Source organism: Pelagicoccus albus, from assembly GCF_014230145.1.
Taxonomy (GTDB): domain Bacteria; phylum Verrucomicrobiota; class Verrucomicrobiia; order Opitutales; family Opitutaceae; genus Pelagicoccus; species Pelagicoccus albus.
In genome coordinates this window covers 264,901-287,668 of the sequence record NZ_JACHVC010000001.1, presented here as the reverse complement: position 1 = coordinate 287,668, position 22,768 = coordinate 264,901, and the positions used below count along the sequence as shown (strand labels likewise).

Genomic DNA, 22,768 nt, shown 5'->3' with positions numbered 1-22,768 from the left:
TCGTGTTTAAATCAATCGCCATCGTCGCCCCCGGACTTCTCGGAGCTTCCCTAGCCATCGCCATCAGCGAGAAAGGCCTCGCCCAAAACGTGGCAATCTGGGCTCGTCGCCAGGCGGCAGTGGACGCTTTGAAGAGCCAATCCTGGTGTCAAAAAGCGAGCGTTGATCTTGAGGAAGCCTGCCAGGACGCGGAGCTCATCGTACTCTGCTCGCCGGTGAACAGCATCATTAGCCTCAGCCAGCAAATCGCCACTATTGCCCAGAACAGCCCCATCGTCACCGACGTAGGCAGCGTGAAGGACGAGATCGTGCGGGAGTGTCAAACCGCTCTAGTCGGAAAAGCTCGATTCATCGGATCTCACCCCATGGCAGGATCGGAAAAGACAGGCATGGAAAACGCCTGTAGCACCTTGTTCGATGGAAAAACTTGTTTTGTCACCCCCACTGACGACTCCGATCCGGAAGCCTTGGAAAAAACAATCGCTTTCTGGAAGGCGGTCGGATCCCAAGTCGTAGTCGAAAACCCGCAAAAACACGATGAGATCGTAGCTCAAGTCAGCCACTTGCCGCACGTCATTGCCACTTCACTCTCCACCTTCCTCGCTTCCAGATGTCCCGCCGCAGCTGACTACTGCGGAAACGGACTTCGCGACACCACGCGAGTCGCATCTGGAAGTCCGGCTCTCTGGCAGGAAATCATCGCTCAAAACCGTACGGAAGTGCTCAAAGCCATCGCGGATTTCCAAACACACCTGAAAAAACTGTACCATCAGATAGAAGAAAAGACCGACTCAAAGCTGTTTCAGGAGCTGAGCCTCGGTAAGGAATTTCGAGACCAACTGTAGTCTCCCTCGCACTCTCTCAACCAATGCAAGACCCTCTCCCCATTCGTCCTTTCACCAAGCCGGTTCGCGGAAGCGTGACCGTGCCGGGTTCCAAAAGCATTACCAATCGGGCACTGATTCTCGCGGCCCTAGCCGATGGCGAAACTCTTTTGGAAAATTGCCTCTTCAGCGAGGACACCGAGATCATGGTCAAAGCCTTGCAAGACCTAGGCTTTGAGGTAACTCCGGACGCCGAAGCGAAGACCATTTCCATCCTCGGACTCGGCGGCGATATCCCGAACAAGGAAGCAGAGATCTTCGTCGGCAACTCCGGAACTTCCGCTCGTTTCCTAACCGCATTTCTCTGCCTGAGCGAAGGCGGCCAATACCGGCTCGACGGCGTTCCGCAAATGAGGAAACGCCCCATCGCGGATCTGGCCCAAACGCTCAACCAGCTTGGGGGCCAGATCGAAACCACAGACGGTTTCGCCCCGCTCACCATCAAAGCGCAGGGGCTCGCAGGAGGAAAAGCGACCATCGACGCATCCTCTTCCAGCCAATTCGTTTCGGCTCTCATTATGGCTGCCCCTTACGCTGAGCAAGGTATCCAGATCGAGCTTACCGATACCAGCGTGAGACGTAGCTACATCGACATGACTCTAGAGATGCTCGTCCAATTCGGAATTCCGAAATCAAACCTAGCGGCGTCCGAAACTGGCTACGACATCAAGCCCTGCCCTTATTACAAAGCTAAACCCCAAGGCTACCAAGTCGAGGGTGACGCCTCAGCGGCGAGCTACTTTTTCGCCTTACCTGTCGCGGTAACCGGTGAATTAGAAGTTCTCGGCGTAACGCAAAATTCTCTGCAGGGCGACATCGCCTTTTCAAGCCGCATGGAGGAAGCCGGAGCTTACATCGAGTGGACCAAGAGCTCCGCCATCGTTCGCTACGAACCGGGAGCCGAACCCGAATCCCTCGAGGGCAGTTTCTATCCCTACTCCGACACCTTTCTGACTGCCGCAGCGATCGCGCCGCTTTGCCAAGGCACGACCAAGATCGAAGGCATTGCCCACACACGGCATCAGGAATGCGACCGTGTGGCAGCCATGGCCGATGGTTTGAAAAGAATCGGACAATCGGTGGAAGAAACCGAGGGCTCCTTGTCCATTTCTCCTGCCCCACTAAAGCCCGCCACCATCGCCACCTACCACGATCATCGAGTCGCCATGAGCTTCGGAGTCTTGGCTTGCTTTGATGCGCTGGGTAATGGCGAGCCTTGGCTGAAAATCGAAGATCCGAGCTGCTGCAAAAAAACCTTCCCTGACTTTTTCGAGGTTCTAGAAAGCCTCAGACAACAAAGCGAAAACGCCTCTTCCGATGCCTAAAAAAGACTTTATTATCGTCGCTATCGACGGAGGAGCTGCCGCTGGAAAAAGCTCCACCTCCCGAGCTCTAAGCTCGCGGTTCAACCTAATGCATGTAGACACGGGCTCTTTCTACCGAGCCACTACGTTGAAACTGCTCGAAGCAGGCGTGCCCGCCCAAGCGGGCGAAGCGCTCGTAACCGGTTTGGCCGGCTTGCAGCTCGATACAAAAACCGAGGGCAACCAAGCCTCCATCGTCATCAATGGCTGGACTCCCGACGCCGCTATTCGCAGCGAGCAGGTGAACGCAAATGTGTCGCACTACGCAGCCATTCCAGAGGTGAGGAAATTCCTCTTCGACTACCAACGCTCCCAAGCGGAAATCGCGAAAGAGCGCGGATTCGCGGGGCTAGTTATGGAAGGCCGGGATATTGGTTCCATTATCTTTCCTGAAGCCGATCTTCGTCTCTACCTCTACGCCGATCCCGCCAAACGGGCTGCCCGCCGGGCCGCTGAGGGACTCACCGATAGCATTGAACAGCGGGACAAGATGGACAGCAGCCGCAAAAGCGCTCCGCTCCAAGTGCCTGAAGGAGCTACCTTGGTCGATTCTTCAGAACTAAACCTCGAGCAAGTCGTGGAGCACGTTTCCGAACTCGTCTCCGCAGCATACGAAAATTAAGATGTCCCACGACTATTCTCCCACCGTCTACCACATCAGCTCCTCCATCGCCGCCGGAGTCCTGAGCCAGTTGCTAATTGGCGAGGTGGAAGGCATCCAGAACGTTCCCTCGCGTGGAGCGGTTATTCTCGCCGTCAATCATGCCAGCCACTTCGATCCTCCTTTGATCGGCTGCCTGCTGCGACGCCATATCAACTTCTTCGCCCGCAAGACCCTGTGGCTCAACAAGGCGGCCAGCTGGTGGCTGGATAAGGTCGGGACTATCCCAGTCGACCGCGATGGGGACTCGGACATCAAAGCGATGAAGTCCACCCTCTCCACGCTCAAAAACGGCGGACTGCTAACGCTATTCCCCGAAGGTACGAGATCGCCAGACGGCAATCTGCAAAAGGCAAAACCAGGCATCGGCCTGATCGCCGCCAAATCGCAAGCCACCGTGATTCCCTGCCGCATCTTCAATTCCGCCAAGGTTCTCTCCAAAGGAAAGGTTCTGCCCAATTTCAACCTAAGCGTGCATATGCGCTATGGTGAGCCGATTACGCCGGAGACCTACGACCCGGGACGGGAAGCGGGAAAAGAGCGCTACCAAATCGTAGCCGACCGGATCATGGCCGAAATCGCTAAACTCACCCGTCCGCGGCCCTTAGCCATTTGAGGGGTACAAAATAAATTTCTTTCCCAACTCTCCGCAAAATCCTAGCGTAAGTACTTACTCCCCAAAATGAAGTACATCACCCGCATCCTCCAGATTTTGGCCGTGCTTGGCGCCGTCGCGGCGGGGTTCTTCTACTTCCAGCAAAAAACCGAGTACCGTTCGCTGGATGCGAACATGCAGGAGTTGCGAGCTCAGCTCAATGAAGCTCGCAATCAAAACCGGGAGCTGAAACTGCAAAACTCCGAGCAAGCGGAGAAGTTGAAAAGCCAAACTTTGGATATCGAAAGCCTCACCGCCGATTCGCTGCTCGCTAACAATCAGTTGCTCCAAATCCAAAGAGAAAACAAGCGATTGGTCGACGAGCGCGACGCCCAAGAGATAGCGGAACGCAGGCTTCAACGCGAAAACAGTCGCCTCAGCGAAGAACTCGGCGTGTTGCAAGCAACCAGTATTTCCCAAGACGAGATCGCCGACTACGAGCTGCAAATCGCCAGCCTAGAACGCCAAATCCTCGAACTGCAGCAAACCCAGCCAGGGTTGGCCGAAAACTCGCTTCCCATCTCCGTGCCCGCGCGTTCGAATCTGCACGGCCGGATCCTCACCGTCGGGAAAGGCAATTCCTTCGTGATTCTCGATATTGGCTACAGCGAAGGAGTTCGGCTCCAAAATGAACTTTATATCCGGCACGCTGACACAACCATAGCCAAAATACAGGTCACCGATGTTAAGGAAAACTTGAGCATCGCCCGAGTTTTGCCAGAGTCCATCGTCAAGAACCCGCAATCGGGAGACTCGGTTTCGAGTCTAAACTGACATTCAAAGATAACATGAAAAAGTCCATTTCTCTCATTCTTGCTGCTCTCAGCATTGCTTCCCTCTTTTTCGTCTCCGGTTGCGCCGACCCAGACGAATCCACCATTCCTTGGAGCCGTCCTAAGGATTGGGAAGGTGGCGTTCCAGGCATGGGAACCAGCTAGAGACACGTTCGCCCCACAGCGGACCTTCCCCTCTGGGCTGCCAATCGCCTGTAAATGTCAACAGACAACCCTTCACTCACTCCAGAGGCGGGCCACCTCTACGTGGTGGCCACTCCTATCGGCAACTTGGCGGATATAAGCCAAAGGGCCCTTTCTTTGCTCTCTAAAGTCGATTCCATAGCGTGCGAGGACACTCGCACCACGGGATCAATGCTCACTAAGCTGGATATCAGGAGGCCGCTCATCGCCTACCACGACCACAACGAAAAGCGTGCGGCCAGCTCGATCGTCGAGAAACTACAAGCGGGAGAATCCGTGGCGTTGGTCTCCGACGCGGGCACGCCTGCCATTTCGGATCCGGGGTTTCGTGTCGCAAGGGAATGCCAACGCTTGAGCCTTCCCGTTGTTCCGATTCCTGGAGCTTGTGCAGTTACTTCCCTCCTCAGCGTAAGCGGGCTGCCAACCGACGCATTTTTCTTCGCGGGCTTCCTTCCGCCCAAATCAGCGGCCCGTCGCCGTTTCTTTGAAGAGTATCGGGATTTTAAGCACACCATCGCCCTCTACGAATCCACGCATCGTATCGAAAAGATGACAGCGGAACTGGAGGACGTGCTCGGCCCTGACCGAGTCGTCTGCATCGGCCGAGAGCTCACCAAGAAATTCGAGACCATCCGCTCCGGCCGCATCGCCGACATCCGAGAACAGATGAGCTCGTCCAGCAAGAAAGGCGAATTCGTCGTCCTTATCGCCCCAGATGGCTACGCACTCTAGCTCGCCCACCGTTGGAGTCATTGATGTGGGCTCCAATACCATAAAGCTTCTGATAGCTAAAGCTGGCGACAACACGCCCGCAGAGAAAGTAGATTTCATCGTAGAAGAAACTCGTATTGGCGAAGGTATGACAGGGCATCCACCCATCATTGACGAGGATGCCATTCAGCGAGGAGCGGCAGCTATTACCCGCCTGGTTAAAGCCGCCGAAGGCTGCGATTCCACCTGTATCGTCGCAACCTCCGCCGTGCGGGACGCGTCCAACAAACAAGAGTTCGTCAATGCAGTGGAAAAAGCCTGCGGGCACGAGCTTCGCATTCTTTCAGGCGACGAGGAAGCTGAATTCATTGGAGACGCCTTAAAGTGCGATCCAGCCCTAACCAAACTCGAGTCCTATTCCCTTCTCGACCTAGGAGGAGGCAGCCTGGAGTGTATTCAGTTTTTAAATAGCCAGCTGCAAGCTGCAGAAAGCCTGAGACTGGGATCCGTCCGCTTGGCCTCGCTTCTAGTGAAAGATCGAGAGCAACCCCTATCATCCGACTGCCAGAAACGTATCTCCGACTACGTCAGAGAGCGCTGGCTCGCCTCGAAATTCCAAGCGAGAAGCAGTCCCTCTGAAATTGCTGTGCTCACTGGTGGAGCGGCCAAACATCTAGCCAGCTCGCTAAGCGAACGTCAGATAGAAGAAGGCATCTTCCTCGAAGAGTTCAAAAGGATGGGAGCCCATCTTTGTTCGCTAACCGCTAAGGGACGAGTAGAGGAATACAGGATACCGCCCAGCCGTTCCGACATTTTTCCGACCGCGATGGTAACCCTTGCGGCCTCCCTCGAATATCTTGGCTGCGAGCTACTTTATTTTTCCGAATTCAACCTACGATTCGGAGTCGCCTCCAAATTGCTGCACGGCTGAAACGACAGGGTCTTCGAATCTAGGCTTAGCTCAGAAGCTCTCTAATTTCGGCGAACCAGGTTTTCCGCGTCAGAGTATCCGCCTTGCGGTCAGTACGAATCTCCAGCAAGCGTACCCCTTCAGGCTCCTCACGCAGCTTTTCTTGCATGGTCTGCCAATCCTCAATCAGCTCGTACCGAATTCCATAGGTCTTGGCCCAATCCGAGAAGTCAACTTTCTGATCCGTTCCGTAATGTTTTTCGAATACATCCTCGAATTGCGAAACCGGTAGCATTTCAAAGATTCCCCCACCCGAGTTGTTCACCAATAGGATTGTTAAGCTCCCCTTGAGAAGCTTCGAGATCAGAGCTCCATTGGTATCGTGTAAAAGAGCAAGATCTCCCGTAAGCAAAAAGGTATTTTCGCCACCGTGGGCGACTCCCATGGCAGTCGACAAAATTCCATCGATTCCATTGGCGCCACGAGAAGAGAAGACAGAAACTCCGAGATCGTTTCGCCCGAAATAAAATTCCATGTCCCGCGGAGGCATACTGTTGGATACGCAAAGGCTTGCTTCCTCCGGCAACTGTTTCGACAAAGTCCAAGCCAACTTAGCCTCAAACAAAGACTCCGTTTTCCCGAAACGTTGATCGTACTCCGCCGCTACGATTCGCTCCAAATCCAACCAGCGTCTGGTATAGCTAGATTCATTTCCCGAATCGACAAGAACACCGCCGAACTCAAAATCGGCATAAACATGATTCGATCTCGAATGAGTCGCATCCCAATTCACCGGACGATCGCTCAAAACAGTCATCTCCAAATCATGCTCCCCAATCCAGGATCGCAACGCTTTGCTGGTAGGCAAAGAACCCACCACAATAATCCGTTCGGGCACGAGCTCGTGACAGAGTTCTCTATTACGAATAATCGTATCGTATCCGCAGATCAAAGACTCAAAAGCACTGGCATGCGAGCGGACGGGGCTTATGGCATCCGCCAGCAGCGGCCACCCCAAGCGGTTGGCAAAAGTCGCCAGATTATCAAGCCAAGTTTCCTCATTCGCAGGAGAAACTGGTCCTACCAGAATAAGGCCACTTGAGGAGAGAGCGATCTTTTGAGGCAGCTCCGCTTGCGCTATCGGAAGCGGGTCGGATGGCTCCAGGTGAGAAAAGAAACTTGCGAAATCTCCCGGCTCTAGCGGAGAGACAAATCCGGTCTCCTCAACAGGAATGAGCGGATCTCTGAAAGGTATGTTAAGTTGGACAGGTCCACGATTCGGAGCGACAGCAACATCCAAAAGGTAGCAAACCGTTTGCCTTAGATAGCGTAACATCTCGAGTTTCGCCTCCGGTACTGCCAGCTCGACTTGCTTCCGAACGTATCCACCAAAAAACTTCACCTGATCGATGGTCTGACCAGCCGAGCAATCACGCATCTCCGCAGGCCGATCCGCAGTTAGGACAACCAGAGGCACGCCTAGCTCGCTTGCTTCCACGACCGCAGGGAAAAAGTTGGCCACGGCGGATCCTGATGTGCAGACGATGGCCACAGGGTTTCCTGTCTTCTTAGCTAAACCCAATGCGAAGAATGCCCCTGAACGTTCGTCTAAGATCGGGATTGCCTCAATTTCTGGATGTCGAGCAAAAGCAAAAGTCAGTGGAGAACTCCGAGATCCGGGACAGGTAACAACTGTGGATACTCCTTTTCTGTACAGCGTTTCCGCTATGACATCAGCCCACAGCTCGTTAGCGTTTACCCAGCTCTTATCCATGCTAGAGGAGGTTCTCCTTGAGGGCTTGAAATTTCAGATTAGTCTCGAGGTGTTCACGCTCCGGTACGGAACCTTCCACCACGCCCACTCCCGCATAGAGACAGGCATTCTCTCCATCCACAAGGGCTGATCGGATTCCGACTAGAAACTCACCCTCGCCCTTTGAATTTATCCAACCAATCGGACCGGCGTAAAGTCCTCGTTCGAAACGCTCGTGTTCCTGAATACGTGGAACCGCCGCTTCCCGCGGAGTTCCGCCCACAGCCGGAGTCGGGTGCAATTCCGCTACGAGGTCCAACAAATGGATACCATCCGCCAGCTCGGCTTCCACATCTACAAACAAGTGCTGCACATTCTGCAGTTTCTTCAAACTCGGGCAGCAAAGACTTTCCACCGAAAGGTCAAGGCTTTCAAGTCTCCTGCAAATCGAATCATAAACAATGCGGTGCTCCCGACGGTCCTTCTCGCTATCCAATAAGCCCGCCCCAAATCTCGCATCTTCCGAAGCGGTCTTACCACGAGGCGCGGTTCCCGCGAGAGCATCGACATTAACCCGCCCTTTAAAAACCGAAACCAACCGTTCAGGACTCGCTCCTATGAAACTCTGCCCCTTGCCATTAGCGATCGAGAATGCGAAGCAATCTTCGTATCTTTCGCGGAGCGTATTCAAAATTTCGAGCGGATGAAAGGGCTGATCTGCCTTTAGCTCAAGAGCCCGAGCTAAGACGATTTTCTCGAATTCGCCAACTTTGATTTGCTTCAACGCATTTCCAACCGCGACCTGAAATGCATCGTCACCGCCACGTTCTTTTGTCTCCAGAATGCGAATGCCATCTTTTTTTGACGAGCATTCCTCCTCCGAGTAATCAAAAGACCTAAACTTAGTATTCGCATTCCAGATACGCTTGGCAACAGCTTCAACATCGTCACCCAAACCTATCGTCGCGTTAGCGATGGCAACGCATCGGCCTTTCGTAGATACAACCTGCCAGCGGGGAACAAAAAGCGAGGAAGAGGGAAAAGGCACCTTACTCGAGACTTCATCAAAAAAGCTGAATCCGCAAAAGAAGTGAGGTCCAAAAAAAGGTAAGCTGGGATCGCCCACTGCGATAGCGTTTTCCAGAGTCTCTTCAATCCACGCCTTCGCTGATTTAAAACGGGAAGCCCCCGAAGGCGAGTAGCTTATCGCTGCCTCTGCACCAGCGATCGCCAAGTCGTCGCGTTTTTTTTCAATGTAGAAATGCTGTTGCTGATCTTCGTAGATCGACTCCAGCACAGCCAAGGGATCAAGCAAGCTAGACTCCGCTGCAATGCTGACAAGTTGCGGTTTTCCGCGCTCCATCGCCTTGACAAGGCAAGCCTGCAAAAAGGCATGCAGGGTTTCGAAGCTCTTGGCTTTAGCGGGATCTAGCTGGATAGTATCCACAAAGTGGCTATGCCTCTATTTCTTCTCCTGCTGGGGTTTCGGAAAGAGAATCACGCGTTCCCCGACCTTGGCTCCTGTTAAAGCGTCACTGGGCTTGAGACGTTCTAACCAAGCAGCATCGCTCTCATAACCGAGAAGCTCATACACACGGGCAGTCGTTTCCGGCATAACGGGCTCCAACAAACCAACCGCTCGTCGCAAAGACTCTGCCATCAATGACAGCGCTGTCGCACAAGTGTCTTTATCCTTCTGGTCTTCGGACTTGGCCAACTTCCACGGGGACCGCTGCTCTGCGTAGCGATTGATTGAGCGAATGAAGGCGAAGGTAAGTTCCAAACCTTTGTGAAATTGGAAATCCTCGTAGAGCTCGACGACTTTGCCTTCCGTGTTGGCCCACGCTTCTTCGAGTTCCTTCTCTGGCTCTTCATCAACGCTTCGAGCTGGAAAAGTATCCCCACAATATCGGGGAGTCATGGTTAGAACTCGGTTCAACAGGTTTCCAAGATCGTTCGCGAGATCGCTGTTGTAGCGGTTGGTGAAAAGTTCATCGGAAAAATCGCTGTCTTGTCCCACGCTCATTTCCCGGATCAAGAAGTAGCGCAGCGCATCGACGCTGTATTCCTTAACAAATTCGCTCGGTTCGATGAAGTTGCCCGTACTCTTAGACATCTTATCGCCATTGATCGACCACCAGCCGTGTACGAGCAGACTGGATGGGATTTCTACGCCGATCGCTTTGAGCATGATAGGCCAGTAAACGGAGTGCGGAGGAAGCAGGATATCTTTGCCGATAACGTGGTAGTCGACGGGCCAATACTTCTCGAAATCTGGAGTGCCGTATCCTACCGCACTGATGTAGTTAACAAGCGCGTCAAACCAAACGTAGGTCACATAACCGTCGTCAAACGGAAGTGGTATCCCCCATTCCAATCTTTCCTTGGGGCGCGAGATACAAAGATCGTTGATGGGCTCCTTCAGAAATTCGAGTACCTGCTTTGCCCGGAAACGGGGAAAGATAAAGTCCTCGTGGGTCTTGATATGCTCGATGAGCCAGTCCTGATACTTGCTGAGCTTGAAGAAATAATTGCTCTCAGTGATCTCTGTTACCTCTCCAAAAATTTCCGGCCACTTGCCATCGACCATGTCCTTTTCCTGTAAGAACTGCTCCGCTCGAGCGCTGTAGAACCCCTTGTACTCGGCCTTGTAGATTTCGTCGCGATCGAAGAGGTCCTGCAGAATCTTACGAACCACGTCCTTATGGCGGGTCTCGGTAGTACGAATGAAGTCGTCGTTGGAGATGTTGAGGCTCTCGCAGAGTTCCTTGAATTGGCCTGCAGCTTCATCGCAAAGCTCGATGGGCTGGATATCACGCTTGGCAGCAGACTGCTGGACCTTTTGGCCATGTTCATCGATTCCGGTTAGGAAATAAACGTCGTCCCCCATTAAGCGGCGGAAGCGGGCAACCACATCGGTCAGCACCTTTTCGTAGGCATGCCCGAGGTGCGGGGAGCCGTTCGCGTAGTCAATAGCGGTAGTGATGTAAAAGGACTTCATCTGCGTAAAGAAAACGGAAGTGCATAAGCCGCAGCACAAGGACCCGCAACCCTATAAAATGTCACGCGAACAGGAGGTGCAGCATTCCATCCACACCTAGGGCTTAATGCCAATAATACGTATGGGTAGATGAACGGAATCATCCATGAAATGGCCGTGAAGAACTGATTCACGATTCAGAAAAACCAGCACTACACACTAATTTTACCCTTTTGACCAAATACGATCCTGAGCGCCCCGATAAAATGAAGCGGTCGTATGTCGAAGCAGCCTAAAGCGAAGCAGTTCACAAAAAAACTCCAAGCGTTCACCATTATGGAGGCGATGGTCGCTATCTCAATTCTGTCCATTACAGGATTTGGAGCGCTCACCGGCTTACTGCAGGCCCGAAAAATGACCGAGGGCTCAATTTACGTAGCCACCTCCACGAATGTTGCTCAAGGCTACATCGAGCAGCTCAAAAGCATGGACTTTCGCTTCCTAGACGAAGCCGTGATCGAAGATCTAATGAGCCAAGGGGCCGCTGATTCTCTTTCGGTATCACCCCTTCCATCCAACTTCGAAACCGGAAATGCCGACACTGACATCGTCAACTCGAAGTGGATCGACATCAACAACACGCCGACCGACGCAGGCGACGATCTCAAAATCGATATCTTCCTCTATATCGATGACACGACAGACGAGGCCAATGGGATAGGAGATTCCAGAAAGATTGTGCTGCGTTGGGAGTATTTGGACAACTCTTCCGGTACGGATGTACCTGTCAGCAACACACTCTACACCATCCGTTCTCGGGTACCCACCTTCTGATCAGCATGAGATTCAAGAGAAAGGGTAAGTTTTCGGCTGCGTTCACCTTGGTGGAGGTGATGGTAACGCTCACGGTTTCCGGAATCGTGCTTGGAGCGTCCATGACCTTTCTCGTTTCCGCATCAAATTTTGCGGCCTACAACGAGGGCAAGCTGCTGGTAAACAAAGATATAAGAAAATTCACCAGTCAACTGAGCGATTACGCGACCTACTCCAACCTTTTTGTGATCTACAAGTCATTTACGGATCGCACTGTGGTCGACGACGGCGGATCCGGAGATTTCCTCGTCCTCGGTTTCGTGGACGAAAACGACCCGAACTTGTACACGCAAATCATCGGATTCTATCGCTCAGCCACAACAGATGAGGAAGGCCCCGTTCGCAAGTTCAGCATCAGTTACAACACGCCCCAGGATTCGCTGATCGCGGACCTCTTACCAGCAGAATCAACTTTCTCTGACCACGAGGAGATCGTGGAGCTATCCAGAGGGCTTAGCGACGGGCACTTGTTCCATAACTACTTCGGGCGAAGCGTAACCGTACAAGGCCAGATCCTCCACCAGGGCAGTACCCTAAACAGGGCGACCAATACGTATAATTTCACTATATCCCCAAGGGGTTAGCGGTATGACAAGAGAAACGAGAAACCCTAGAAAAGGCGGAATAACAGTAGCCGTCCTCGTTATTTCAACCTCTATGGCCGTCGTTCTGGCAGCGGTGCTCAGCCATTCTCTGACTGAGCGAAAACTCAACAAGCGCCACGAGCTGCGGCTCATCTCCAAAAACGCATCCGAAGCCCTCGTCGAATACGGCTTTGCCCAGCTCAAACACAAATTCGAGAACCAAACGAATTTCACCTCCGACGCCCTCGCTCCAGGAGGCCCCGACGAAGTTGCGATGCCGAGTTCAAACGAGTTCGGGCCGTATTTCGATTCCTCGGAATCCATTATCTTCGGCGGCGTGGTTGACGATTTCGGAAGCACCCTCACCTACATCGACCCCGCAAACCCAGCCAATGAATTCGATCCTTTGCGGGGCCAAAAAGTGTATGCTCGAAACATTGCCCTCTATGCAAAGGCGACCGTGAACGACCCACGCGGGGGTCCAAACATTACGAGCTATGTTACCCAAAAACTACAGGTTCGCGATTCCCCGCTTTTCGCTCACGCAATATTCTACAATCTGGACCTGGAAGTGTCGCCAGGCCCGAAAATGGAAATACACGGACCCGTCCACACAAATGGAGACTTCTACGTGCAAGGTATCGCGGGGGTCGATTTCCACTATCCCGTTTCTACCGCGAAAGACCTGCTCTGGGGCTGGGGAACCGACGAAGGCTCCGCCCAAGGGTCCGGATGGGAAAACCTGCAAAGAGGCCATATAAGATTTAAGAATAGAAATGATGACCTCGTCACGATGAAGGTTAGCGGGAGCTTCCCCGACTCGACCAAAAGCGATTGGCGAACCTACTCCTCGGAGAAGTGGAACGGCAACGTGCTGACGCAAGATCATGGAGTGGAGGTATACAAACCAGCCGCTTTCGCGGATTACGAATCAGATGATCCGAGCACCCCCTCCTACGATCCGGTGAATTCGGGACACCAACTCATAGAGCCCCCCCTTTCAATCTACGACTCCGACTACAACGAAACCATTGAGGAGCAGAAAATGTCCACCAAAGCCGGATTGTATATAAAATGGGACGTAGAGACTGGAACGGTAACGGCCTACAGCCGGAGCGGTACGCAGTACGATATCTCCGACTTGGAAGGCTCTGGTTCCGACTACCTCTACGAGATCAAAAATAATGCCTTCTACGACCATCGACGATACCAGTGGATAGACACCCTGGAATTAAATATGGGAAAGCTGAAGCAACTCATCGAAGCGCCAGACTTCAGCTCAGACGAAACCTATATCCAACCCTACTATTCCCCTACAGACACCTCTGCTCCTGCGAAAAATTCGACCGACTGGTACAATGCCGCATACGACCCTGCATCCCTCTGGAACGGCATCGTTTATGTCGAGACGGAAACAAGCTCTTCCGATTCCAATGACCAGGCTCGACTAAACTATTCAGGGGTCAGACTGTGGGGAGGCGAAACAGACCAGACAGGTCAAGGTATCCCAAGTCGCGGATCAGATCCAGGTATGACTCTGGCCACCAATAACGCGCTCTACGTGCGTGGTCACTTCAACGCCGATGGCGTCATGCATAACTCCGCCAGTAGCTACAACAGCGCTACCGTTCCCGAAGTAGGAGAGGTACCCGTCTCCCTGTACGGAGACAGCATAACCATCCAATCCGTAAACTGGAACGACGCAGTCACCTCTAAGAAACCCACCGCAGCCTCGACCGAAGTAGCCGCCGCAATAGTCTCCGGTCTCATCCCCTCAAACGCCGCCAACAACGGAAGAAGTAGCGGCGGGGTACACAATTTCCCACGTTTCCTAGAAAAATGGTCCGGCAAAAGCCTATACATTAGAGGTTCACTAGTCTGCCTCTACGAGAGCGAAGTCGACGACAGTGCTTGGCGAATCGACTACTACGGAGCCCCGGCTCGCAACTGGGGTTTTAGCGAGCAATTCCTATCAGGCACATTTCCCCCAGGGACTCCACTTCTTCGCACCTACCGGAGGGTAAACTACAAAAGTCTGTCCGCATCGGAATTCCAGGCCGCCATCGACGACCTTCCATGGAACTCGGGACTATGAGGATACCTCACGAATCGCCCCCCAAAGTAATGCAATTTATGAACTGCTCACTCCTCAAAAAACGAATCCTAAATCCATGGATAGGCGCTTTGACACTGTTGAGTCTTACCATCAGCCAAGCCGAGACTGCGACTGTCACACTCAGGAACGAAGAAGCGGAGCAAAAGACCATTCACTGGCCGACCGCTCCTCAAACCAAAATCTCTGCTCGCAACGGGACTGTCGACTTCGACGGAGCTCAGGTAAAAATGCTTAACCTCCAATTCGATAGTTTCGAAATCGAGCTAGCGTTGTCCAAAGGCCTGTCGTTTCGAGCAAACCCTTCTGCACAATATGCAGCCAGCCTATCCGGCGAAAGAATCCCGGGAGTTACCCTTGGCATCGCAACCTTCGCTCCCGAAGACTTCTTGAGCGATCTATCAGACTCAAATTGGGACGCCTACAAGCTCGGCCTTACCAAGGACAATCCTCACCTTAAAATCGTTCGTGACGATTCCAACATTGGAACTCGGTCCTCTCTTTACACCTTCGGAAAAGATTTCAGGCAATTGGCCTTCGAACTGGGGAGCTCTGGCAATGAGTTCAAGCGGCGCGAAGTCTTTTTTATGATAAACGGCAAACTCGTCGCGTTCACGGTGGAGGGGATGAAGGAAGCGGTCGATCAGAGCTGGATCCGCATCGACCATCTGATTGGCGAAATGACCCTAGTTCGCTGATAAAAACATAAACACACTAGGCGACGCACCCAAAACTAAGGCTTCCACCTCAATTTACCTCACCAAAATACCTATAGATATTCCTAAATTTTATATAAGGACGAGATCCGACTCAGACTCGCTATAAATGCAAGCAAGGGTGCCGATAGCTAAGTACTCAGAATGCTTAGAGTCAGTCCACACGCCAGGCGTAAACAAAACCAAAAGGCTTTCACACTTATGGAAGTCATGGTTGCTGCTGTCATCTTGACCATCGCGGGCTTGGGCACTCTTACCGGTCTGCTTCAGGCCAGAAAGATGACAGAGGGCTCTATCATGATGGCGACTGCCACCAATATCGCCCAAGGTTATGTAGAGCAGCTCAAGAGCATCGACTTTAGCATGCTTGACCAAACCACGATCACCGAGCTGATCAGCCAAGGAGTTGCGGACTCCTTGAACGTCTCGCCCATGGTATCAGATCCGGAATCGGGGAACGATCAAACCGACGTCGTTAATACTCGAGCCATAGACATCAACAACACGCCAGAAAAGGACACCGACGACCTTCTCATCAATCTGGTATTGTACATCTCGGACATCACCGATTCGGGCTCTGGAATCGGAGACGCTCGGGAAATAATTCTACGCTGGAGCTACGTGGACAACACGAACGGAGCTGCAGTGCCAGTGGAAAGCACAGTCTTCGCCATCCGGTCGAAAATACCGACTTTTTAAAACGATGAGACGCCGATTCCCAACAAAGCTCCGAGCGGCCTTTTCCCTTGCGGAGGTGATGGTGACTACTGTGGTCGCTGGATTGGTGATGGGTGCCACCATGACATTCCTGATACGCACAACGGATTTCGCTGCCTACAACGAAGGCAAGCTACTCGTGAATAGGGATATCAGAAAATTCACCAGTGAACTGAGCGACTACGCCACCTATTCGAACCTTTTTGTTATCTACGAATCATTCACGGACCGAACTGAGGTCGAAGACGGATATTCGGGAGATTTCCTGGTCCTTGGCTTTTTGGATGAAGACGACCCCACTTTGTACACCAAATTAGTTGGATACTATCGCTCGGGAACAGAAGAGGAAGAAGGTCCAGTCCGTAAATTCAACATCACTTACGAGACGCCGCAGGACAAACCGATCGAAGAACTGCTGCCTTCAGTCGATTCCCTCGATGAGCACGAGGAGGTAGTGGAGCTGACGAAGGGCCTCAGCAATGGTCAGCTATTCTACAATTTCTTCGGACGCAGCATAACGGTTCAGGGCCAAATCCTTCATCACGGCAACAAAATCAAACGGGCCACCAACACCTACAACTTTACGATATCTCCGAGGGGTTGAAGGCCATGCGAAATACGATGAATAGAATTCGGAGAAAAAAGGGCGGGGTCATGGTGTCTGTCTTCGTCATTGCGACTTCCCTCGCTTTGGTTCTGGCCGGCGTGTTGAGCCACGCACTGACTGAGCGAAGAATGAACTCGCGGCACGAGCTAAGACTGGTCTCTAAGAATCTCTCAGAAGCCTTGGTCGAGTACGGATTCGCCCAACTGAAACATACCTTCGACCACCAAACCAATTTTACTTCTAGTTCCTTCGCGCCCGGCTCCGCTGAAGAAATCCTAATGCCCAGCTCTAATTTGTTCGGATCGACATTCGACTCAGACAACTCATCGCTAACGGGAGCAATTGTCGGCAATGCAGATGGGGCACTCGTCTACATTGACCCCAGCAATCCCGCTAACGATTTCGACCCGCTCCGTGGCAAAAACGTCTATACCAGACAGATCGCCCTTTACGCCAAAGCAACCGTCAATGACCCAAGTGGTGGACCAGATATTCGAAGCTACGTAACCCAAAAGCTTCAGGTACGCGACTGTCCACTTTTTGCTCACGCCATTTTCTATAACCTCGATTTGGAGTTCTCACCGGGTGTCAAGATGGAGATCCACGGTCCAGTCCATACGAATGGGAACCTATACCTGCAATCGATCTCTGGCCTCGAGTTTCACTACCCTGTTTCAACTTCCCAAGACATGCTTTACGGCTGGGGCACCACAGTTCCTTCAGCCCAAGGAGCAGGATGGGAAGGTCTTCAACACGGGCACGTGTATTTCAAAGATGGAGACGATGACCTAGTCACCATGAAAGTCAGCGGATCCTTTGTAGACTCAACACTGAGCGACTGGAGGACCTACTCCGCCGATCGCTGGAATGGTAACCTGATGACCCAAGACCACGGGATCGAAGTCTACACGCCAGCTGCCTTCTCGGAGTACGAGCCAGACGATCCGACCACACTCTCCTACGATCCCGTCAATTCAGGACACCAGATAATCGAGCCTCCTATCTCGTCCTCAAATCCTCAATACGACTCAAAAATAGAGGCTCAAAAACTTTCAGTCAAAGCAGGGCTCTATATTACCTGGGACGTACAAACCGGAGAAGTATGAGCATTCAGCCAGAGCGGGACGGAATATGATATCTCAGCTCTTGAGGGCTCTGGATCCAACTATCTGTATGAGATCAAGCCAAACGCCTTCTACGACCATAGAAGGTACCAGTACGTCGACATTCTTGAATTCAACGTTGGTAAACTGAAGCAGCTGATAGAGCTACCAGACCATACCTACGATGAAGGCTATATCCAACCTCTATTCTCGGAAACAGATCCCTCCAAACCAGATAAGGATACTACCGAATGGTATGATGCAGCCTACGATCCTGCAGCCCGCTGGAACGGCGTAGTATACTTGGAAACTAAAACTAGCTCTTCCGATCCTACCGACAAAGCGAGACTTCACTACTCCGGCGTTCGTCTCTGGGGTGGAGAAACAGACAAAACGGGGCAAGGGATCCCGAGCCTCGGAGCCGATCCGGGCATGAGCTTCGCCACCAACAACGCTCTCTACGTTCTCGGCCATTTCAACGCCGATGGAACCATGCATAAATCCAACACGGCTAACAACAGTACCGTAGTCCCTGAGTACGGCGAGGTTCCGGTCGCGCTCTATGGAGATAGCGTTACTATTTTATCCGAAGATTGGGACGATTCGGATACCAGCAAGAAACCCAAAGCTGCATCAACGGAAATCGCAGCCGCCATCGTTTCGGGAATTATTCCCTCCAATGCCGCAAACAATGGAGCGAGTAGCGGCGGAGTGCACAATTTTCCCCGTATGCTGGAGGGATGGGGAGGACGAGACCTTTACATCCGAGGAGCCCTCGTTTGCCTCTACGAAAGTGAAGTAGACGACAGTTTATGGAGAATAGACTACTACGCTCCACCCAGCCGAAACTGGGGCTTCAGCGAACAGTTTATGAACGGCACCTTCCCGCCAGGAACGCCGCTCATCCGAACGTACCGTAGAATAAACTACAAGAACCTTACCCAATCGCAATACGAAGCAGCAATAGCATCCTTACCGTGGAGCGTTTCGCCATAACTAAAGCCGCTTCAAAAGCGAGTCCGGCTGATTCGCTGATTTCCGTCCCTGCGGGGGGCCGATACTCCGGGACTGAAAGAAGCCCCGTGGTGGCAGCGTTTCTCTGGATATGCGTTTGTTACATAATTTCGATACATTCACCTTCAGGTCTTAGAGCGTCTATCACTCTGGAGGCAAAAACGATCCAGTGGCCAGAAAAGCCTCAACCTCCGATTGAATCAAAATCTATCAAGAGTGAATTCGACGGCATCCTCGTATCCATACTTTCTCTACAGATTTCTGATCTAAAAATACATCTCGCCAGAACCTACGGGCTCAACGTCAGCCCTAGCTCTTCACCACGCTACTCGGGCCAAATGAGCGGAGAGTTCATTCCTGGAGTGTTAATTGGATTATCCTGCTTCGAACCAAATCATTTTTTGGAGAGTCTAAGTGAAGAGGACTGGAATGCCTACAAACTAGGTCTCGAGAAAAGCAACCCTCTGCTAACGATTACCTTGGATAATTCAAACGCTGAGACGTTGATCACGCCCTATGTTTTCGGCAAAACCTTTCGGCAGATAGCCTACGAAATAAAATCCGGGGGACGAATCCTCAAGCGACGAGAAATCTTCAGTTTCATCGAAGGCAAACTACTGGTGATTACCGCAGTCGGAGAAAAAGACGACGTCGATCAAAACTGGATCCGTGTAGACCGCCTAATCAGCGAAATGACGCTGATTCCCTGAACGTCAAAACGCCTGAACGCTGGTCATAGCCATCGAAATCCTTCGCCTCGAGTAGAATCGCCTCGGTAGTCGTAGGGGTATGGATGAATATCTTCTAGGCATCCGTCGGGTTGTCTGCCTGGCTCGCCCCTTTAAATTGAAAAAACGGTAAACTCCGGTTGTTCTGGGTATAGTCAGTCAACCGCTTATGAAACCACTCCTCGCAACAACCGTCTGTTTCATCACAGCATCTGTTGTTTGCGCTGAAATCTCGAACAACGAGCTGAGGACAGTCAAAAGCGAAGCGACTGCCCTGATCCAAGCTTCCGAATCAGAAGCTTCCCTCAGTCCAGTTGCCGACTTCTCTCCATCGTTCTATAGTTTAATCGGCGCCGCAACCTTGGCCCTGTTGATTACTGCCAGACATCAAAATTCCAAGCATAGCTAGAATTCAACCTAGCAAAATGCCTCAAGCCAACCACCTCACAGTGGTTGGCTTTGCTTTTCTCACAGTTAAAGCAGTTAGGAAATCAACTCGCGGATCAGTTTGTTAACCAACTGCGGATTAGCTTTGCCACGACTCTTTTTCATAACAGGGCCTAGCAATGCGTTGAGGGCCTTTTCATTACCGTCCTTGTAATTCTGGACCGGCTTCGGGTTCTCGTCGATAGCCTCTTGGCACCAGACCCGAACCTGACCTTCATCAAAATCTGGTTTCAATCCCTTCCTCTCGATTACCTGCTCCGCCGTTTCCCCAGTCTTGAACATCTCTGGGAAAACATCTTTGTTGGCCACGTTCTTGGGAATGGTCCCCTTCTCTACCACCTGCACCAAGCCGAGCAAGGAATCCGGGGTGATCTTACAATCCGCCAAAGACTCACCAGTTTCGCTCAATTCCCGCAATAGGTCGTTGGCCACCAAATTCCCAATAGCCTGCGCCAGCTTAGGAGCCTGCTTGGCTGCGGCTTCGAACCATTCGCTCAAAGCGCGATCGGGTACCAAAACGGCAGTGATAGAATACGGCAGCCCGTACTCTTCCATAAAACGACGCTGCTTGTCCCACGGCAATTCAGGGATTTCCGACTGAAGCCGGCTTTTCCATTCGTCGTCAATCTTCACCGGCATCAGATCCGGATCAGGGAAATAGCGATAGTCATGAGCATCCTCCTTCTCTCGCATCATCTCCGTCTGGTTCAGATCCGCATTCCAACGCCAAGTAGCTTGCTTGATGGCGTTGCCCTTTTTCAGCTCACGTGTCTGGCGTTTGATTTCGTACTCGATGCCATTTTTGACCCCGGTAATACTGTTCAAGTTCTTGAGTTCGATTTTCTGACCCAGCTCCTTTTGCCCCACGGGCCGTACCGAGATGTTGGCGTCGGCACGCATCTGCCCCTTCTCCATATCGCAATCAGAGATGCCGCAATAGATCATGGTCTGACGAATTGCGGTCAGGAACGCGAAGGCTTCCTCGCCTGAACTCATATCTGGCTCACTGACGATTTCCATCAGAGACGTGAAGGCTCGGTTGTAATCAACTAAACTGTCTTCGGAAAAATGGTTTAGCTTACCAACATCGTTTTCGAGGTGGATACGGGTGAGCTTGATTTTTTTGTGCTCGCCCATGACGGCCCGCGTTTCTCCAGGAAGCTCGATTTCCACATAACCTCCATCGCAGATCGGTTGATCGTATTGGGTTATCTGATAGTTGTTGGGACTATCGGGATAAAAATAGTTCTTTCGGTCCCACTTACACGTTTCGGGAATCGTGCAATTCAACGCCAAGCCAGCCTTGATGATACCGTCGAGCGCCGCTTTGTTCATGACGGGCAAAGCTCCTGGCAGGCCCATCACAACCGGGTCGACAAGTTTGTTAGGCTCATGTCCGTATCCTGCTTGGACTCGAGAGAAGATCTTGGATTTGGCCTTTATCTGTACGTGTACTTCGAGACCGATTACTGCTTCGTATTCCATGTGAAACTTAAAGGCTGGGGTGTTGATCCTTGAAATCGTGCGCCGCTTCGAACTGGTTCGCGATCGAAAGCATTTCGTCTTCCTTGAAAGGCTTACCTAGGATCTGCAGACCGACCGGCAACCCATCGCTGTATCCGCATGGTAATGACATTCCTGGAATGCCCGCCAAATTCGCCGAGATCGTGTATATGTCACTCAAATACATCGAAAGCGGATCGCTGGCCTTCTCGCCCTTCTTGAAAGCAGGAGATGGAGAAGTCGGAGTCAGCAAAGCGTCGACCTCCTTAAATGCGTTTTCGAAATCCCGACGAATCAGCGTGCGCACCTTCTGAGCCTTCAGGTAGTAGGCATCATAGTAACCGCTGCTGAGAACGTAGGTGCCGAGAATGATTCGGCGTTTAACTTCTTCACCGAATCCTTCGGCTCGCGATTGACAGTAGATATCGACCGAGTCCTTAGCGTCAAATTTCTCAGCCCGATGCGTGTAACGGATACCATCGTAGCGAGCGAGATTAGAGGACGCTTCCGCAGTCGCCACGATGTAGTAGGTCGCCACTGCATAGTCAGTGTGCGGCAAAGAGACTTCCTTGATCTCGCAACCAAGACTCCGGTAGAAGTCAATCGCTTTGAGGATCGGTTCCATGGCCGGCGTATTCTCCGCATTCGCAAAATACTCCTTCGGCAAACCCAGTGTCCACTTCCGTCCCGAGTTAGACTCAATTGCGGCCAAGAGATCCGGTTGCTCGAAACGGTAGGAAGTGGAGTCCCGTTCGTCATGGCCTGAAATAGCCTGCAACAGCATCGCGGCGTCTTTCACGCTTCGAGCCATGGGGCCGACTTGGTCCAAGGAGGAAGCAAATGCAGCGAGTCCGTAGCGTGATACACTGCCATACGTGGGCTTCACGCCTACGATTCCACAGTGGGAAGCCGGCTGGCGAATAGAGCCTCCTGTGTCACTGCCGAGAGCCAAGACAGCCTGCCCCGCAGCGATCGCGGCTGCCGATCCTCCCGAGCTTCCACCCGGAATTCGTTCCAAATCCCAAGGATTCGAAGTTGTCTTAAAAGCCGAATTCTCGGTGGAAGAACCCATCGCATATTCGTCGAGGTTTAGACGTCCCCACAAAACGGCGCCTTGCGACTTCAATTTCTCGATACAGGTCGCATCGTAAGGAGAAACAAAGTTCTCAAGCATCTTACTCGAGCAGGTCAAAGGCTGCCCATTAACCGCCAGATTGTCCTTTATCCCTACCGGAATACCGTCGAGCGGTCCGAAGCTCTTTCCCGCAGAGCGCCTAGCATCGGACGCCTCCGCTTGAGCCAGAGCGTCAGACTCGTCAAAGGAGTTGAACGCTCCGACCTTTTCCTCCACTGCCTTGACACGGGCAATGGTGGCCTTCGTCAACTCAACCGACGACAATTCTTTGTTGGCGAGCATCTGCGATAACTCGCTAGCCGACTTGTAATGCAATTCTTCAGACACCGTAAG

Annotated in this window: 23 protein-coding genes; 18 read left to right on the top strand and 5 right to left on the bottom strand. The window is 52.2% G+C overall.

Annotated elements, in window-relative coordinates; genetic code table 11:
- The first annotated feature begins 2 nt into the window (after positions 1-2).
- The 8 genes from H5P27_RS01255 (at position 3) to H5P27_RS01220 (ending at position 6,183) form a co-directional block, all read left to right on the top strand.
- On the top strand, positions 3-845 hold the full coding sequence (locus tag H5P27_RS01255) for a prephenate dehydrogenase/arogenate dehydrogenase family protein (RefSeq protein ID WP_185658565.1): 843 nt from the start codon (positions 3-5) through the stop codon (positions 843-845).
- A gap of 23 nt (positions 846-868) precedes the next feature.
- A complete protein-coding gene (gene aroA, locus H5P27_RS01250; protein WP_185658564.1) occupies positions 869-2,209 on the top strand; it encodes a 3-phosphoshikimate 1-carboxyvinyltransferase in 1,341 nt (446 codons plus the stop codon).
- Positions 2,202-2,870: a (d)CMP kinase gene (gene cmk / locus H5P27_RS01245; RefSeq protein WP_185658563.1), complete on the top strand. Its 669-nt coding sequence runs from the start codon at positions 2,202-2,204 to the stop codon at positions 2,868-2,870. Before aroA ends, cmk begins: the two co-directional genes overlap by 8 nt.
- A 1-nt stretch (position 2,871) precedes the next feature.
- Complete coding sequence (locus H5P27_RS01240) at positions 2,872-3,525, top strand: lysophospholipid acyltransferase family protein (protein ID WP_185658562.1); 654 nt, start codon at positions 2,872-2,874, stop codon at positions 3,523-3,525.
- Positions 3,526-3,591: 66 nt separating this feature from the next.
- Complete coding sequence (locus H5P27_RS01235) at positions 3,592-4,338, top strand: hypothetical protein (RefSeq protein ID WP_185658561.1); 747 nt, start codon at positions 3,592-3,594, stop codon at positions 4,336-4,338.
- A gap of 14 nt (positions 4,339-4,352) precedes the next feature.
- The gene (locus H5P27_RS01230; protein ID WP_185658560.1) at positions 4,353-4,502 is read left to right on the top strand and encodes a hypothetical protein; all 150 of its coding nucleotides are present in this window, start codon (positions 4,353-4,355) and stop codon (positions 4,500-4,502) included.
- Between the two features lie 54 nt (positions 4,503-4,556).
- Entirely contained in the window at positions 4,557-5,273 is a 717-nt protein-coding gene (gene rsmI / locus H5P27_RS01225; protein ID WP_185658559.1) for a 16S rRNA (cytidine(1402)-2'-O)-methyltransferase, read from the top strand.
- Positions 5,257-6,183 (top strand): Ppx/GppA phosphatase family protein, encoded by a 927-nt coding sequence (locus H5P27_RS01220; protein ID WP_185658558.1) that lies wholly within the window; start codon positions 5,257-5,259, stop codon positions 6,181-6,183. Before rsmI ends, H5P27_RS01220 begins: the two co-directional genes overlap by 17 nt.
- 25 nt (positions 6,184-6,208) lie before the next feature.
- On the opposite strand, the gene menD is transcribed toward H5P27_RS01220, so the two are convergent.
- From menD to metG, 3 genes are read right to left on the bottom strand one after another with little or no spacing between them, the layout of a single operon-like run.
- Complete coding sequence (gene menD, locus H5P27_RS01215) at positions 6,209-7,936, bottom strand: 2-succinyl-5-enolpyruvyl-6-hydroxy-3-cyclohexene-1-carboxylic-acid synthase (RefSeq protein ID WP_185658557.1); 1,728 nt, start codon at positions 7,934-7,936, stop codon at positions 6,209-6,211.
- 1 nt (position 7,937) lies between these two features.
- Complete coding sequence (locus H5P27_RS01210) at positions 7,938-9,362, bottom strand: isochorismate synthase (protein ID WP_185658556.1); 1,425 nt, start codon at positions 9,360-9,362, stop codon at positions 7,938-7,940.
- A gap of 15 nt (positions 9,363-9,377) precedes the next feature.
- Positions 9,378-10,916, bottom strand: a complete 1,539-nt coding sequence (gene metG, locus H5P27_RS01205; RefSeq protein WP_185658555.1) for a methionine--tRNA ligase — start codon at positions 10,914-10,916, stop codon at positions 9,378-9,380.
- A 258-nt stretch (positions 10,917-11,174) separates the two neighbouring features.
- Here metG and H5P27_RS01200 point away from each other — a divergent pair, with 258 nt between their 5' ends.
- The 10 genes from H5P27_RS01200 (at position 11,175) to H5P27_RS01155 (ending at position 19,759) form a co-directional block, all read left to right on the top strand.
- Positions 11,175-11,729 (top strand): type IV pilus modification PilV family protein, encoded by a 555-nt coding sequence (locus tag H5P27_RS01200; RefSeq protein ID WP_185658554.1) that lies wholly within the window; start codon positions 11,175-11,177, stop codon positions 11,727-11,729.
- A gap of 5 nt (positions 11,730-11,734) precedes the next feature.
- Positions 11,735-12,352 (top strand): type II secretion system protein, encoded by a 618-nt coding sequence (locus H5P27_RS01195; RefSeq protein WP_185658553.1) that lies wholly within the window; start codon positions 11,735-11,737, stop codon positions 12,350-12,352.
- A gap of 4 nt (positions 12,353-12,356) precedes the next feature.
- Entirely contained in the window at positions 12,357-14,447 is a 2,091-nt protein-coding gene (locus H5P27_RS01190; RefSeq protein ID WP_185658552.1) for a hypothetical protein, read from the top strand.
- A 38-nt stretch (positions 14,448-14,485) separates the two neighbouring features.
- Positions 14,486-15,163 carry a hypothetical protein gene (locus tag H5P27_RS01185; RefSeq protein ID WP_185658551.1) on the top strand — a complete coding sequence of 226 codons (678 nt, stop codon included), beginning with the start codon at positions 14,486-14,488 and terminating at the stop codon, positions 15,161-15,163.
- Positions 15,164-15,325: 162 nt separating this feature from the next.
- Positions 15,326-15,880 (top strand): type IV pilus modification PilV family protein, encoded by a 555-nt coding sequence (locus H5P27_RS01180; RefSeq protein ID WP_339382539.1) that lies wholly within the window; start codon positions 15,326-15,328, stop codon positions 15,878-15,880.
- A 4-nt stretch (positions 15,881-15,884) separates the two neighbouring features.
- A complete protein-coding gene (locus H5P27_RS01175; RefSeq protein WP_185658549.1) occupies positions 15,885-16,502 on the top strand; it encodes a type II secretion system protein in 618 nt (205 codons plus the stop codon).
- A gap of 17 nt (positions 16,503-16,519) precedes the next feature.
- Positions 16,520-17,611: a hypothetical protein gene (locus H5P27_RS01170; protein WP_185658548.1), complete on the top strand. Its 1,092-nt coding sequence runs from the start codon at positions 16,520-16,522 to the stop codon at positions 17,609-17,611.
- Between the two features lie 300 nt (positions 17,612-17,911).
- A complete protein-coding gene (locus H5P27_RS01165; RefSeq protein ID WP_185658547.1) occupies positions 17,912-18,604 on the top strand; it encodes a hypothetical protein in 693 nt (230 codons plus the stop codon).
- Positions 18,605-18,693: 89 nt separating this feature from the next.
- Positions 18,694-19,332, top strand: a complete 639-nt coding sequence (locus H5P27_RS01160; protein WP_221774561.1) for a hypothetical protein — start codon at positions 18,694-18,696, stop codon at positions 19,330-19,332.
- Positions 19,333-19,519: 187 nt separating this feature from the next.
- Positions 19,520-19,759, top strand: coding sequence for a hypothetical protein (locus H5P27_RS01155; protein WP_185658545.1), 240 nt, complete (start codon positions 19,520-19,522; stop codon positions 19,757-19,759).
- Positions 19,760-19,833: 74 nt separating this feature from the next.
- On the opposite strand, the gene gatB is transcribed toward H5P27_RS01155, so the two are convergent.
- Both gatB and gatA read right to left on the bottom strand, forming a co-directional pair.
- Positions 19,834-21,282: an Asp-tRNA(Asn)/Glu-tRNA(Gln) amidotransferase subunit GatB gene (gatB, locus tag H5P27_RS01150; RefSeq protein ID WP_185658544.1), complete on the bottom strand. Its 1,449-nt coding sequence runs from the start codon at positions 21,280-21,282 to the stop codon at positions 19,834-19,836.
- A gap of 7 nt (positions 21,283-21,289) precedes the next feature.
- Positions 21,290-22,762 (bottom strand): Asp-tRNA(Asn)/Glu-tRNA(Gln) amidotransferase subunit GatA, encoded by a 1,473-nt coding sequence (gene gatA, locus H5P27_RS01145; protein WP_185658543.1) that lies wholly within the window; start codon positions 22,760-22,762, stop codon positions 21,290-21,292.
- Between the last annotated feature and the right edge of the window lie 6 nt (positions 22,763-22,768).